At 64.0% G+C, this 12069-nt stretch carries 17 protein-coding genes; 12 read left to right on the top strand and 5 right to left on the bottom strand.

Features of this window, described 5'->3' with window-relative positions:
• Window positions 1-534: 534 nt before the first annotated feature.
• Entirely contained in the window at window positions 535-1140 is a 606-nt protein-coding gene (locus ACWV14_RS38520; RefSeq protein ID WP_454909822.1) for a hypothetical protein, read from the top strand.
• A gap of 72 nt (window positions 1141-1212) precedes the next feature.
• Complete coding sequence (locus ACWV14_RS38515) at window positions 1213-2118, top strand: hypothetical protein (RefSeq protein WP_454909821.1); 906 nt, start codon at window positions 1213-1215, stop codon at window positions 2116-2118.
• Between the two features lie 74 nt (window positions 2119-2192).
• Here the strand turns inward: ACWV14_RS38515 and ACWV14_RS38510 are convergent, their stop codons facing one another.
• From ACWV14_RS38510 to ACWV14_RS38495, 4 genes are read right to left on the bottom strand one after another with little or no spacing between them, the layout of a single operon-like run.
• Entirely contained in the window at window positions 2193-2468 is a 276-nt protein-coding gene (locus tag ACWV14_RS38510; protein WP_454909820.1) for a hypothetical protein, read from the bottom strand.
• A gap of 35 nt (window positions 2469-2503) precedes the next feature.
• The gene (locus ACWV14_RS38505) at window positions 2504-2710 is read right to left on the bottom strand and encodes a hypothetical protein (RefSeq protein ID WP_454909819.1); all 207 of its coding nucleotides are present in this window, start codon (window positions 2708-2710) and stop codon (window positions 2504-2506) included.
• On the bottom strand, window positions 2707-3057 hold the full coding sequence (locus ACWV14_RS38500) for a hypothetical protein (protein ID WP_454909818.1): 351 nt from the start codon (window positions 3055-3057) through the stop codon (window positions 2707-2709). The genes ACWV14_RS38505 and ACWV14_RS38500 overlap by 4 nt, the downstream gene beginning before the upstream one ends.
• A gap of 26 nt (window positions 3058-3083) precedes the next feature.
• Window positions 3084-3449, bottom strand: a complete 366-nt coding sequence (locus ACWV14_RS38495) for a hypothetical protein (RefSeq protein ID WP_454909817.1) — start codon at window positions 3447-3449, stop codon at window positions 3084-3086.
• Window positions 3450-3752: 303 nt separating this feature from the next.
• On the opposite strand from ACWV14_RS38495, the gene ACWV14_RS38490 reads away from it, so the two are divergent.
• The 10 genes from ACWV14_RS38490 (at window position 3753) to lysA (ending at window position 10950) form a co-directional block, all read left to right on the top strand.
• Window positions 3753-5015 carry a 3-deoxy-7-phosphoheptulonate synthase gene (locus ACWV14_RS38490; protein ID WP_454909864.1) on the top strand — a complete coding sequence of 421 codons (1263 nt, stop codon included), beginning with the start codon at window positions 3753-3755 and terminating at the stop codon, window positions 5013-5015.
• Window positions 4993-5556 carry a hypothetical protein gene (locus ACWV14_RS38485; protein ID WP_454909816.1) on the top strand — a complete coding sequence of 188 codons (564 nt, stop codon included), beginning with the start codon at window positions 4993-4995 and terminating at the stop codon, window positions 5554-5556. Before ACWV14_RS38490 ends, ACWV14_RS38485 begins: the two co-directional genes overlap by 23 nt.
• A gap of 28 nt (window positions 5557-5584) precedes the next feature.
• On the top strand, window positions 5585-6460 hold the full coding sequence (locus ACWV14_RS38480; protein ID WP_298705546.1) for an MqnA/MqnD/SBP family protein: 876 nt from the start codon (window positions 5585-5587) through the stop codon (window positions 6458-6460).
• Entirely contained in the window at window positions 6457-6807 is a 351-nt protein-coding gene (locus ACWV14_RS38475; RefSeq protein WP_298705543.1) for a hypothetical protein, read from the top strand. The genes ACWV14_RS38480 and ACWV14_RS38475 overlap by 4 nt, the downstream gene beginning before the upstream one ends.
• Before the next feature lies 1 nt (window position 6808).
• Window positions 6809-7513 carry a hypothetical protein gene (locus tag ACWV14_RS38470; protein WP_454909815.1) on the top strand — a complete coding sequence of 235 codons (705 nt, stop codon included), beginning with the start codon at window positions 6809-6811 and terminating at the stop codon, window positions 7511-7513.
• A gap of 120 nt (window positions 7514-7633) precedes the next feature.
• A complete protein-coding gene (locus ACWV14_RS38465; protein WP_454909814.1) occupies window positions 7634-8173 on the top strand; it encodes a hypothetical protein in 540 nt (179 codons plus the stop codon).
• Between the two features lie 82 nt (window positions 8174-8255).
• A complete protein-coding gene (locus tag ACWV14_RS38460) occupies window positions 8256-8606 on the top strand; it encodes a hypothetical protein (protein ID WP_454909813.1) in 351 nt (116 codons plus the stop codon).
• 19 nt (window positions 8607-8625) lie between these two features.
• Entirely contained in the window at window positions 8626-9270 is a 645-nt protein-coding gene (locus ACWV14_RS38455) for a GmrSD restriction endonuclease domain-containing protein (RefSeq protein WP_454909812.1), read from the top strand.
• A gap of 145 nt (window positions 9271-9415) precedes the next feature.
• Window positions 9416-9667 carry an LPS translocon maturation chaperone LptM gene (gene lptM, locus ACWV14_RS38450; RefSeq protein ID WP_298705527.1) on the top strand — a complete coding sequence of 84 codons (252 nt, stop codon included), beginning with the start codon at window positions 9416-9418 and terminating at the stop codon, window positions 9665-9667.
• The gene (gene lysA / locus ACWV14_RS38445; RefSeq protein ID WP_454909811.1) at window positions 9664-10950 is read left to right on the top strand and encodes a diaminopimelate decarboxylase; all 1287 of its coding nucleotides are present in this window, start codon (window positions 9664-9666) and stop codon (window positions 10948-10950) included. Before lptM ends, lysA begins: the two co-directional genes overlap by 4 nt.
• 6 nt (window positions 10951-10956) lie before the next feature.
• Here the strand turns inward: lysA and ACWV14_RS38440 are convergent, their stop codons facing one another.
• The gene (locus tag ACWV14_RS38440) at window positions 10957-12069 is read right to left on the bottom strand and encodes a hypothetical protein (RefSeq protein WP_454909810.1); all 1113 of its coding nucleotides are present in this window, start codon (window positions 12067-12069) and stop codon (window positions 10957-10959) included.

Here is a 12069-nt window from a genome sequence, read left to right as displayed (position 1 = left end):
AATGCCGCGACAAAATTCGCCGAATCCCATCTTCGCAACGCAGAAACACGGCTCAACCTTGCTTCACGTTCGTGCGCACTGATAGAGTCACATCAGCAGCTCCGTTCTCCACCTCCCTCCCTCCTTCTGGAGCTGCTCTTAAACCCGCTACGGCGGGTTTTCTTTTTTGGATGCGCGGTGGCAACAACCTAGCGCGATTGGCCCGTTGTTCCGCATACTGGCGAAGTCATTCACGGGAGTCTCAATGCCTTCGAACACCAACTACGCTTCACCACCAGAAGGGCGCCGCTCCGGGCGCGCACCACGCGTGGGGAGGGCCCCCTTCACGAGCCTGATCGCATCCGCTTCACCGTCGGCTGCGGGCCCGCTGGACGTCGACGTCAGCCGGCCCGCCACGTGCACGGCGTGCGGCTGCACAGACCGGCGAGCCTGCCCTGGTGGCTGCTGGTGGGTTCAACTGGATCGCGAGAAGCGGACGGGCCTGTGCAGCAGCTGCGGGCCGTCCGAGCTGTAGCGCTGAAGCGGATGCGCGCGATGAGTCAGCCCCTCAATGGTGGCCCGTGCTACACGGGCATCGGGTCACGCAGCGCGCCGGCGCGCGTGCTCGAGCAGATGCGCGAGTTGGCAGCCGAGCTGGCCGGCCTGGGATACTTGCTGCGGTCGGGAGCGGCCGATGGCGCGGACACGGCATTCGAGCAAGGCTGCGATGGCGCGGGCGGCCGCAAGGCGATCTTCCTGCCGTGGCCAGGCTTCCAGGGGCGACATCCCGATGCGCACTCGTGTACCTACCTGCCGGGACGCGAGGCATTTGAACTTGCTGCGACGCTGCATCCAGCATGGATGAATCTGAGCCGTGGCCCGCGCGCCCTGCACGCGCGCAACACTTTGCAAATTTTGGGGCGCGATCTGGCCACGCCCTCTGCTTTCGTTTTGTGTTGGACTTCCGATGGCGCGCAGACGGCGAAAGAGACGAACTCGAAGACAGGGGGTACCGGCACAGCCATCCGCCTTGCGTCGCTGCGCGACGTGCCGGTGTTCAACCTGGCGCGCGACGATTCGCTCATGCGCCTGCGGGCGTTTCTGGGTGAAGCGATGATGCAGGACAATGTGGAGCGTCCGCCAGTGGCGTCGGTGGCATGACCACATCGACCGGGACGCTCGTTGGTGACGGAGCGCTTGATCAAATAGGAATTTCGGAAGTGGGCTGCTGCCATGTCTGCAGAATTTGAAGCAACGCCATTGGCGTGGGACGAATGGCCATTTGACGGGTGGCGTGAGGCTGACGAGAACAGCAGTGTGCTGCAGTTCATCGTTGACGCGCCGCTTGGATCGGAGTCATGCCAGCCAGTCACTGAGGCGATCTACGATCTCTCAAAGAATGCGACTGTCGATCTTCTGCTGGTCGCGAGGCGAATCGGTCCTTTCGTACTGCTGCACGAGTTGCGTCCCGATGATCACCTCTGCAGTGATGAAGAGAATGATGTTGAGATTGGAACGTTGATCAGAAGTTGCTTCACTCTCTGGATTGACATGTGGTCACTGGGCTATGAGGAATCGGCCGAGGCGATACCGGAAGACTATTTCGGCTACCTATGTGACGTCCTCTTTCGGATGGCGACGCGGCCCAATGGCGGGGTGGCGGCCAAGCGCGGTGAGGTGGGGACGGTACAGGTCGTGGACGCCGAGGAGTGGGGATCAACAGCTGGCCATTCTCTCGGCGGAGGAGATCTTGATGAGACGCCGACTCAAACCATTGAGGTACACGACTCGATTCTTGGCTGGCTCAGTCGCGTAGCCGCGTCTGACGTAGCTTCAATCGTGACCGTGGCTATGGCGCGAGCCCCAGCGAGAATCGCAAGCTTGGCAAAACGGCATGCCCGGTGGCTCGAAGACGAACGGGTACGGAGATCGAATGGCGAGGTCCACGCGGGTGAGAAATTCATCTTCATCGCTGGGAGAAATGACGGGCATCTCAAAAGGCATTCCTATTTCGATCTGGAGCTTCAGGGTTATGCGTGGGACGATAGGCGGCGAGAGGATATGAAAGCGGAAGCGCGACTGAGCGCTCGCCTCATTGGGCAGTCTCTGATCGAGACTGCCGCGCGTCATTCCATTTAGCCGACCGATTCGGATGCCGGTACGTGTGGGGCGGCTGACGGCCCAGGGCGTTCGGTCCGGCAGACGGGCGCAGGTCAGCGGACGGCCGTGCGCTTCGCATTCTTCTCTGAAAGATGGGTGCTGCAAACGGTTTGCGGAAGCAGGTCACCCGTGAACCGCTCGATGCGGGTCAAGGTATCGCCCCGCTTGACGATCCGAGCGACCAGTTGGGCGTTGGACTTGCGGGATTCAGGATCGTCCCATGCCCACGCTGTATGGCACCCGCACGGCGCGGTGCCGATGAACATGAAACCAAGGGGCTTGCGCTCGCTCGGCGTGACCTTTGGGGATGAGGAGGAGGATTGGGGCATGGCCGTTCCTTTCATGTTCGTCTTGCGTCTGTGCGTCAGAGCAAGTCGAACCTCTTGGCGATCGGGTAAAACACGAGCACGCTGAGGACCGCCGGCGAAGCCATCATCAGTATCCAGAAAAGACCCGTCGCGTGCCGCACCACCACATCCGTTCCGCCCGCGTAGAGGAGGAAGTACAGCGTGCCGGTCACTGCATAGATCCAGAGGGAAATCTTCAGGAGGAGTAGGCGAAGGGGCTTCATGCCGGGCAGCTCTTTTCTCGGGATTCGTGAATGAGGAAGTCGCGGAACGACGGGAAGCAGATGCTGGCCTTGGTCCATCGCTGGTATCGCGACTGCGACCTGGTGGGCGCTCGCACGGTGCCCATGTCGAGGTACTCGACCTCGCTCGTTGGGTGCGCGTTGGCGACCACGCCGGGTTTGGCGTCGTCGAAGTTGACGCCGATGTAGTGCCCACAGTCGGCCGCGATCACCCCGGGCCGTCCGTACACCGTCACACGGCGTCCCAGTTCGGCCGAGACGCCGTACCTGCTGCGGATGTAGGCAAAGCCCGCGGCCACGCATGGATCGGCCGTGGATCGCTCCTGCACGTGCTGGAGAGGTGACCCGGCATGCATCACTTGGCGCGCGGCACCGCGGTGTTCGCCGCGTTCTTGACGCCGCCGGCGCCGGCCTTCTCCGCCAGCGTCCGGTCGCAACCGGCCTTAAGGGTGAGCAGTGCCTCGAGGTCCGAGATCTGCGGCCGCGCGCGGAGCAGATCGGCGACGGCACGGGTGCGCGCCGCTTCGAAGGCGCTGGTCTGCTCGGGCGTCTGGTCCTCGATGACCGAGACCATGCCCACGCAATGCTCAGGGTGCGCGTAGAAGGCGGCCACCGCCGGCGAATCGGGCTGCGCGGTGCGCGCGCTTGCCACCGATGCGACGAGGGGCAGGGCGGCAGACAGGGCGATGAGGACGGAGAGGCGGCGGATTGCGATAGTCATAGTGCTTTTTCCTTAATTCCCGTTGTGATAGCGCTTTGCGAAGGATCTGAAACCGACGCCGTACCTCTTGGGGAATTGCGGTCCGGCTTCGGATGATCACGACTATACGGAGCCGGAATCGAGTCCCGCTAGGTTGCCGAGACTCTTTTTGGTGCGCTTCCTCACCGCTGTCAGATTTTTGTATCAACCAATGCGTGTCCGTCTTGCTGTGGTGCAGCAAGTCGAATTAAAGTGGCACGTCCGCAGAAATATCACGGCACGAACGAAAATGTGCCGCTCCAACATCTACCAAGGAACGACCACATGATGAGTGCTGATCGAGTGGAAGGCCGGAGCCTTACCACTTGTATTCATTCGCCCGAGAGCCTGATCCGTTTCCTGCCTATCGCAGGCACCAGGCATGAGCAGCTGATTTCCGACACCCGGCAGTCAGTACGCGACATCCTGATCGGCCGCAGCGATCGGCTCCTGGTGGTGATCGGGCCGTGCTCGATCCACGATCCTGCTGCCGCGATTGAGTACGCGCGTCGTTTGAAGGCGGTACGGGAGCACTTCGCTGGCACGCTCGAGATCGTGATGCGCGTGTACTTCGAGAAGCCGCGCACCACGGTCGGGTGGAAGGGCCTGATCAACGACCCCTATCTTGATGGCAGCTTCCGGATCGAAGAGGGGCTTCACACCGCACGCAAGCTGCTCATCGACATCAATGCGATGGGGGTGCCGGCAGGGACCGAGTTCCTCGACGTGATCTCGCCGCAGTACATCGGCGACCTGATCTCCTGGGGCGCCATCGGCGCGCGTACCACCGAAAGCCAGGTGCACCGCGAGCTGGCCTCGGGCCTATCGGCCCCCGTCGGCTTCAAGAACGGCACAGACGGCAACATCCGCATCGCGACCGACGCCATCCAGGCGGCGGCCCGCAGCCACCACTTTCTCTCGGTGCACAAGAACGGCCAGGTCGCGATCGTGCAGACCAACGGCAACCGCGACTGCCACGTCATCCTGCGCGGCGGCAAAGCACCGAACTACGACGCGGCCAGCGTCGAAGCCGCCTGCAAGGACCTCGAAGCCGCCAAGCTGCCGCCCACGCTGATGGTCGACTGCAGCCACGCCAACAGCTCCAAGCAGCACCAGAAGCAGATCGACGTGGCCAAGGACATCGCCGGCCAGATCGCCGGCGGTTCGAACCGCGTGTTCGGCGTGATGGTCGAAAGCCATCTGCAGGCCGGCGCCCAGAAGTTCACGCCCGGCGTGGACAAGATCGAGGGCCTCGACTACGGCAAGAGTATCACCGATGCGTGCATCGGCTGGGACGATTCGGTGCAGGTGCTGGAAATGCTGTCGCATGCAGTGTCCGCACGGCGACGAGCGTTTCGTCCGCTGGGTCCAGGTGTGCGGGTGGAACATGCTGACTCGCAGATCCGGATTGACGGCGTCGCCGGAAGTGGGATGAGCACAACGCTTCGTCAACTGCTCGACGGGGACCGCCCATCTGAGGTCAATCCTGCGGCAGGCGCGCTTTCATCTTTGCAAGGAGCCGCTGATGCGCTTCAACCAGCCGCGTGAAGAGATCCGAATCTACGGCGACGAGGGCAAGCATCTGCTTGTGCGCTACACCTGCGCGGATCTGGCGCAGTCCGACGAGGACTGGAACGCGCTGGAGCTCGCGATAGACACGAACGGGAGCGGTATCGGGCCCTATCGCAAGGTGCGAGTGCCGGTCGCCGTGCGCCTGGGCAGGCGCGATTGCGAGATGCTGCTTGCGCACCTGAGCCTCACGCAGGCCTTCGAGACGGGGCACGATCCCTTGAAACTCGAGGGTGTCAACGGCCTGGGCCTGGCGCTTTCCTTCGGACGCGAACGGGCAACTTTCCAGCCCCGCCGGTACACGATGCTCACTTTCGAGGGAGTCGAGCTTCCTGGCGCGCACAAGAGCCATCGCTTCACGCCCGACTCCGAACTCTTCGTGTGCATCTGGCCAGAGCAGGTCGCGAGGCTGATCAACATCCTTCGCGACCTGATGCACGCGCCCGAGTTCCGCCGCGTGGCGGTGGCCCAGGAGAAGCCCGTCGAGTTCGACCCGACCGAATACGTGGTCGGAAGCTGAGTCGTTCCCCCCATAGCCCGGAATGCACATGAACACCAATTCCTTCGCAGGCGAGGCGTTCGGCGCTCGCTCGTTTACACCGCCCACTTTGACGCAGCCGATCAACGTGGGCCACTTCACTTCGGTCCCCTGGATCCCGAATTACTGCGGCAGTGATCACTGGCCGGTGAACCTGGTGCGCTGCGAATCCAGCGGGGTGCGCGAGCTGGTCGAGGCCGGCCGCCTGGATGTCACCCCGATGGCGGTGGCTGACTGGATCGAGCTGAAGGACGACTGGAAGCGCCTGGGCAACCGCGGCATTGCCATCAAGCGGCGCGCCGACAGCGTGCTGTTCTTTTCCCAGGAGCCCTTGAGCGAGCTCGACGGCGCGGACGTCGCCATTTGCGGCGAGACGCAAAACTCGGTGCGCGTGCTCCAGGCGCTGCTCACCCAGAAGTACGGCCTGCGCATCGGCAACTGGCGCCGCGACGTGGACGTCGACGACAACCGCACGCCGCGGCTGCTGATCCAGAACCAAGCCATGGAAGAGCGCGCGCGCGGGCGCTTCCGCTACGAGTTCGACCTCGGCGAAGAGTGGTTTTCGTGGCAGGGCCTTCCGCTGGTCTCGGCGATCTGGGTTCACCGTGCCGATCTCGATCCTGCCGCCGTCGCGCACGTGGAGGACCTGGTCGCGGCGTCGATGCGGAACTACCGCGCCGACCCTGCAGCGGCCGTCGCGAAGCACCGGTCCAAGTTCGGGTGGACCCGCAGCGCGGCAGACGTCGAGCTGCTCCACAAGAACTTCGACTATGAGCTGGGCCCCGCGGCCGAAATGGGAATCGAACGCCAGAGCGAGATCTTGCCCAGGGAAGTAGCGGGGTTCACCCCGGTCAGCACGTCTTCGTCGCAACTGGTGAGCGCATGACCGACGCCGCCGTCTACCTCACTGACGACCGGGATCTGCCCGAAGAAGACCTTCGTACGCTCGTGATCTTTCAGGGTGGGAACGGTGACTGGTATGTCCAGGTCGCCGACGCTCATGGCCGCGCGACGGACGGCGTGCGCTTGTGCACCTCCGGCGGCGCGTCGAGCCAGGCGCCAGGGCTGACGGTGGCGATCGCGGAAGCCTTTCGGGCCATCAAGGCTGCCGGTACCGGCGCGCCGGCGCCGGCGTCGCGGACTGAACTACAGGAGGAAGTAGACGCATGGCGAGCTCGCTTCCCGGGGCATCGCTGTTTCGCCGGCTTCATCGAGAAAAACCATGACGAGTGAAATGACTGAACCCGCCACGGGAAAAAAAGCGCTGAGCAATCCCGATGAGGCGCACGAGCTCTATGGCCGGATGCTGGAGAGCATCGACATCGAGAGAGCTATCGAATCCGGGCAATTCAAGACCCTGGACGATGTCCTGGTCAATGTGCGAGCGTCGGCGGCAGCCATCGATGCCGACTTGCGCCGCGCCGGCTTCTACTCCGGCGGCGTTGAGGCTGGAAGCTCTGCTGCAACGGTGATGGAGCGCAAGCCTGAGAACGGGCCCTTCGAGAACAACGAAGTCGAGACGGACCCACCGCATCTTTGCAGGCTGCCGCCCAGTGGCTTCACCGAGACGGACACGCGGGTGTTCCGTTGGGCAGAAGCGGCGGTGGTGAGCCTGCGCGGGAGCTTGCATGGTCCGATTACAGCCAGCCTTTCCTCGTACCGATGGGACGGCGGCCAAATGCTCGCACTCGACCTCGAAGATGGCAATGGACGCCGCCAGGCGATCAACTTCACCGCACCGTTCGAGCACAGCTTCTGCACCTCCGACCCGCTGGTGCCAGATCTGGTCGAGGCGATGCACATGGCCAACATCGTCTTGAGAGCCCTCGACGTGACGCTCGAAGTCGGCGGGTACTGGCAGAACGAGGTCAATTCCGAGATCGCACCGCGGGCCTGCAGCACCGACGGCTCCGCGCCGATGGTCGTGCGCGCCGCGTAGCACATACCCCCAAGGGGCAAGCACCAGCCGCGATGGCGTGGGGCTGGCGGGCCAAAACACTTCGCTGGAATTCGAGAGGGCAGGGGAGAATTCCGCATCGAGCCCTTATCGACACGACATATGCGCAATTTTGAACTCATGAGCTCGGGCCTTTGCCGGCAATGGCTGGCGCGGTGCGCGGCCGTGGCCCAGGAGACGCTGCAGATTGCGGGGCACGCGCCCAGGAAGAGCTTTGTAGACGATCGGCTGTTCGAAGATGCCTCATCCGTGGCTGCCCTTGGATTGCTGCTTCAGTGGGCTTGCGAGGAAAACGGCAGCTACGCAGCGACCTTTCGGGCGGTCTCCTGGGGTGATGCGTCGCTGTGTCCGTTCCACGTCGATGGGATCGACCTGGCCGTGAACCTGGTGCGCAATGGCATCAACGACGACTGGGAGATCTTCGCGCACTGGGGCCCCAATGGCTACGAGGTGGTTCCGGAACACCAGCGCCAGGCGCAGGACCGGCGCTTCAACGCACCCTGGGCGCCGGACTGGCTGTACCGACGCTGCGGCGGCGCGCGCGGGCCCGCCGACCTGGACCCGGATGTAGGGGCTGCGCTGCACTGGCGAGCGATCGAGCTGGCGGTAGCCAAGCAGGATACCCCGGCCCCAGCATGCTGACCGCTCACGTCGTCACTCGATAATCGCGCCATCCAGTTACCGTTCAACGAATGAAGCCCCCGAGAGGGGAAAAGGCAAAGACATGAGCCAGATTGACCAAATGAAACGCGCCGGCACCACCGAAACGGGCTACGAATACCAGGCCGCGCCCGCGGGCCTGGCGGATGCGCTCCAGGCGCTCGGCTGGGACCGCAGCATGCCCGTGGACGGCTACCAGGAGTACGTGGTCACCCAGGACTGCGGGTGGCAGGAGCAGTTCCGGGGGACGCACGACGGGTGCTTCTCGAAGCTGTTGCGCCTGCAATCGCAGAGCGTGGACTGGGCCGTGACGCACGGCGGCTGGTACATCATCCCGGCCCAACTGTGGGATGAGGCGCTGGCCGCTCGCGACCAGGCCGCCGAGGTCGACCAAGGCGCGGCGCCGCGCGGCTGAGCTAGGCGGACCGCTTTCCATGCCTTCGCCCACCGAAGTGCTTGACTTGGCCCGCCCGCGCGCGGGCATGGTGGTCATGCCGCGGCCGCACTTCGCACCCGTGATGTCGCCGACTACGATCAGCTCGCTCATGCACGAGTTCGAGAGGTTCGATGCGGCCGCAGCGCGGCGCGAGTATCCCTGGGCGACTCGGTTCGTCATGGGAATACCACTGGCGCCCTGGCAGCGCGAGTTCAAATGGGACTTGGGCCAGTGCCAGCGCTTCGTCAGCAGCATCTGGACCGGCGTGCACCTGGGCAGCTATGTCCTCACCGAATTGGACCTCGTCAGCGGAGTCGACCACGTCGAGCATGTCAAGCTGTCGAACTGCGTGATCGATGGACAGCAGCGCCTGCGTGCGCTCGAGCTCTACCTCACCGATCAGTTCGCCGTGCCGGACGCCTCGGGCGCGCCGGCCCTGTGGTCCGAGGTTGGGGTGCCTGACCGCCGGCGGTTCGGGAACACGACGTTCAACCGCGGCACGATCCGCGATTTGGACGAACACGCCCTGAAGTCGCTCTATGACCGCATGAACTTCGGGGGAACGCCCCACGAAGAGCATGAGCGGGCATTGGCGCCTTCGGTTCTCGAGGACGAGCAGGTGCCCGATCTGCCGCGCGCTTGAATCCGGTCGGGCGCGAATGAGAAAATTCGGGTCGTAGTATTTGCGACGTTTCCTAAATCATTGATTTGGAACGGAATATCGAATCCTGAGCCCGAAACCGCAGGTGGCGTCCCCAGGGGCGGCTCTGTTGCGAGAAAGAACCTGCATGCCCAATGTTTTCCATGTCCTGGTGACGCTGCGCTGGCGCGCGGCATCGATGGCCTGCCTCGCTCTGAGCGCCGCAGGCTTGGTAGCGTGCGGACAGCGGGGCGCGCTCTACCTGCCGACCGATCCGGCGGCCGCCCAGCGCGCCACCTTGCCCCAATTGCTCACGCCCGGCGGCTCCAAAGCCTCCGACAACGAAGCGGCCCCCAAGCCCGCCGCAGCGAGCAGCGCCCCCACCTCTCCCCAGAAATGACGACGAACACCTCCCTGCCCGGCCATCCCCACATCGCCCAACGCGACGGCGCCCTGCACGTCGAGGGCGTCGCGCTCGACGCGCTGGCGCGCGCGCACGGCACGCCGCTGTTCGTCTATTCGAAGCAGTGGATGCTCGACGCCCTGGCCGCCTACCAGCGCGGCTTCGAGGGCCGCGAGGCGCTGATCTGCTACGCGATGAAGGCCAACTCCTCGCTCGGCCTGCTGCGCGTGTTCGCCGAGGCCGGCTGCGGTTTCGACATCGTCTCGGGCGGTGAGCTGTCGCGCGTGCTGGCCGTGGGCGCGGATCCGAAGAAGATCATCTTCTCGGGCGTCGGCAAGACGCGCGCCGAGATGCGTCAGGCCCTGGCGGCCGGCATCGCCTGCTTCAACGTCGAGAGCGAAGCCGAGCTCGACGTGCTCAACGAGGTGGCGCTGGCCGAGAAGGTGCGCGCGCCGATCAGCATCCGCATCAATCCGAACGTCGACCCGAAGACGCACCCGTACATTTCCACGGGCCTCAAGGGCAACAAGTTCGGCATCGCGCACGACCGTGCGGTGCAGGCTTACCAGCACGCCGCCCGGCTGCTGGGCCTCGAAGTGGTCGGCATCGACTGCCACATCGGCTCGCAGATCACCGAAGCCTCGCCCTACCTGGACGCCTGCGACCGCGTGCTCGACCTGGTGGAGGCCATCGAGGCGGCCGGCGTGCCGATCCATCACCTGGACTTCGGCGGCGGCCTGGGCATCGACTACAACGGCGAAGTTCCCCCCAAGGCCGATGACCTCTGGCAGCAGCTGCTCGCCAAGCTCGACGCGCGCGGCTTCGGCCAGCGCAAGCTGGTGATCGAACCCGGCCGTTCGCTGGTCGGCAATGCCGGCGTGTGCGTGACCGAGGTGCTCTACACCAAGCCCGGCGAAGACAAGAACTTCTGCATCGTCGACGCGGCCATGAACGACCTGCCGCGCCCCGCGATGTACCAGGCCTTCCAGAAGATCGTGCCGCTGCGCGAGCGCGCCGGCGACGCCCCGACCTACGACGTGGTGGGACCGGTCTGCGAAAGCGGCGACTGGATCGGCCGCGACCGCGCCCTCAACGTGGTGGCCGGCGACCTGCTGGCGGTGCTGTCGGCGGGTGCGTACTGCATGAGCATGGCCAGCAACTACAACACGCGCGGCCGTGCCGCCGAGGTGCTGGTGAGCGGCGCCAGCGCCAAGCTGATCCGCCGTCGCGAGACGATGGAAGACCAGCTACGCAGCGAGTTGGCACCAGACATTCAGTGAAGCGGACTATTTGAAGATCTCGGAGAGGCGCTCGCGAAGGGGGCGCGCCGGCCCGTGGTGTTCCGGTTGCTTGGCGAGGCTGGCCTCTGGTGTCTCTTTGCGATCTTCGCGGGTCAACGTGGCAATCTTGGTTTTCAGGAGCGCAAGTTCGCGCCTGGCGTCCTGAGCCCGTCTCGTTTCTTCGTCCGCTGTCGCTTTGCTCGAATGCAGAAGCTGCTGCAGTAGCTGAATCGCAGCTTCACTCGCTTGATTTGAGGACCCGATGTGGTCGACGAGGGACATCAGATCGTCGTGATAGCCGAACAGACCACGTCGGAGATGCTCAAGATGCGGTTTCATGCGCTCCTGCAACTCGCCGTCAGGGACACCCTCAATCTGTCCGAGGGCATCATCGAGGGTCGTTTTTCCTCGAAGAAGCGTCTCGATCCTGGCGGCTGTGGCGAGAAGAACACCGTCCGGATGATGCTGTTCTATGACTTCGTTCAGTGAGCCGACGAAGAACCGTTCAACGGTACTTACACCGTGCAAGCGAACCCAGCGGCCATCACGGATGACATGCACGGCACGGGCACCGTTGCGATTGCCGCTCAGCGCGATGCAGAGCAGCCCATCGATCATCTCTTCGAACTTGGTTGTGATGCACCACGTCGCCGCCAACGCCTCAGGACAATCGTTCAGGTAGTCCTCCACCGGCTCGAACGTGAGGTTTCCGGCGTAGCCAAATGCCAGGGGATACGGCTCACTATCGAACTCTCCGATTGCACCAGGTGGATCGCCCGACTCCCCTGGGAGGCCGCCTACAAGGATGCCGGGGATCATGGTCCATGCCCTGCAGTCGCTTTCCATTGCACCGATGAAGGCGAAAAGGTAGCGATCGACTTCTTTGCGCAGCTCATTCACTTGCGACGCGAGTTCATCGTCGAACGGGTGAGCGGGTGGTGGGCGTGACTCGGCGTTCAGGACTCGCGCCAGGTCGGACGCGGTCGCGGTTCCGTCGAAGACGCTCTGGATCGCATTCCTGATCGTTTTTGATGAAGCGCGGCGCATATCTTCTCGCCTGCGCGCATCCTTCTTGCGCTTCTCGCGTGCCTTTGCCTTTTCGGCCTTGCTCTTGGCCAT

Source organism: Variovorax durovernensis (genome assembly GCF_977011995.1).
The sequence above is the reverse complement of the archived record's forward strand: the minus strand, read 5'-3'. Positions and strand labels throughout refer to the sequence as shown.

Bases quoted from the DNA above. Each gene is read 5' to 3' on its own strand.
- ACWV14_RS38515 (WP_454909821.1), top strand. From the start codon at position 1,213: ATGTCTGCAGAATTTGAAGCAACGCCATTGGCGTGGGACGAATGGCCA.
- ACWV14_RS38485 (WP_454909816.1), top strand. From the start codon at position 4,993: ATGCGCTTCAACCAGCCGCGTGAAGAGATCCGAATCTACGGCGACGAG.
- lysA (WP_454909811.1), top strand. From the start codon at position 9,664: ATGACGACGAACACCTCCCTGCCCGGCCATCCCCACATCGCCCAACGC.
- ACWV14_RS38510 (WP_454909820.1), bottom strand. From the start codon at position 2,468: ATGCCCCAATCCTCCTCCTCATCCCCAAAGGTCACGCCGAGCGAGCGC.
- ACWV14_RS38465 (WP_454909814.1), top strand. From the start codon at position 7,634: ATGCGCAATTTTGAACTCATGAGCTCGGGCCTTTGCCGGCAATGGCTG.
- ACWV14_RS38480 (WP_298705546.1), top strand. From the start codon at position 5,585: ATGAACACCAATTCCTTCGCAGGCGAGGCGTTCGGCGCTCGCTCGTTT.
- ACWV14_RS38470 (WP_454909815.1), top strand. From the start codon at position 6,809: ATGACTGAACCCGCCACGGGAAAAAAAGCGCTGAGCAATCCCGATGAG.
- ACWV14_RS38490 (WP_454909864.1), top strand. From the start codon at position 3,753: ATGATGAGTGCTGATCGAGTGGAAGGCCGGAGCCTTACCACTTGTATT.
- ACWV14_RS38440 (WP_454909810.1), bottom strand. From the start codon at position 12,069: ATGGCCAAGAGCAAGGCCGAAAAGGCAAAGGCACGCGAGAAGCGCAAG.
- ACWV14_RS38455 (WP_454909812.1), top strand. From the start codon at position 8,626: ATGCCTTCGCCCACCGAAGTGCTTGACTTGGCCCGCCCGCGCGCGGGC.
- ACWV14_RS38495 (WP_454909817.1), bottom strand. From the start codon at position 3,449: ATGACTATCGCAATCCGCCGCCTCTCCGTCCTCATCGCCCTGTCTGCC.
- lptM (WP_298705527.1), top strand. From the start codon at position 9,416: ATGCCCAATGTTTTCCATGTCCTGGTGACGCTGCGCTGGCGCGCGGCA.
- ACWV14_RS38505 (WP_454909819.1), bottom strand. From the start codon at position 2,710: ATGAAGCCCCTTCGCCTACTCCTCCTGAAGATTTCCCTCTGGATCTAT.
- ACWV14_RS38460 (WP_454909813.1), top strand. From the start codon at position 8,256: ATGAGCCAGATTGACCAAATGAAACGCGCCGGCACCACCGAAACGGGC.
- ACWV14_RS38520 (WP_454909822.1), top strand. From the start codon at position 535: ATGAGTCAGCCCCTCAATGGTGGCCCGTGCTACACGGGCATCGGGTCA.
- ACWV14_RS38475 (WP_298705543.1), top strand. From the start codon at position 6,457: ATGACCGACGCCGCCGTCTACCTCACTGACGACCGGGATCTGCCCGAA.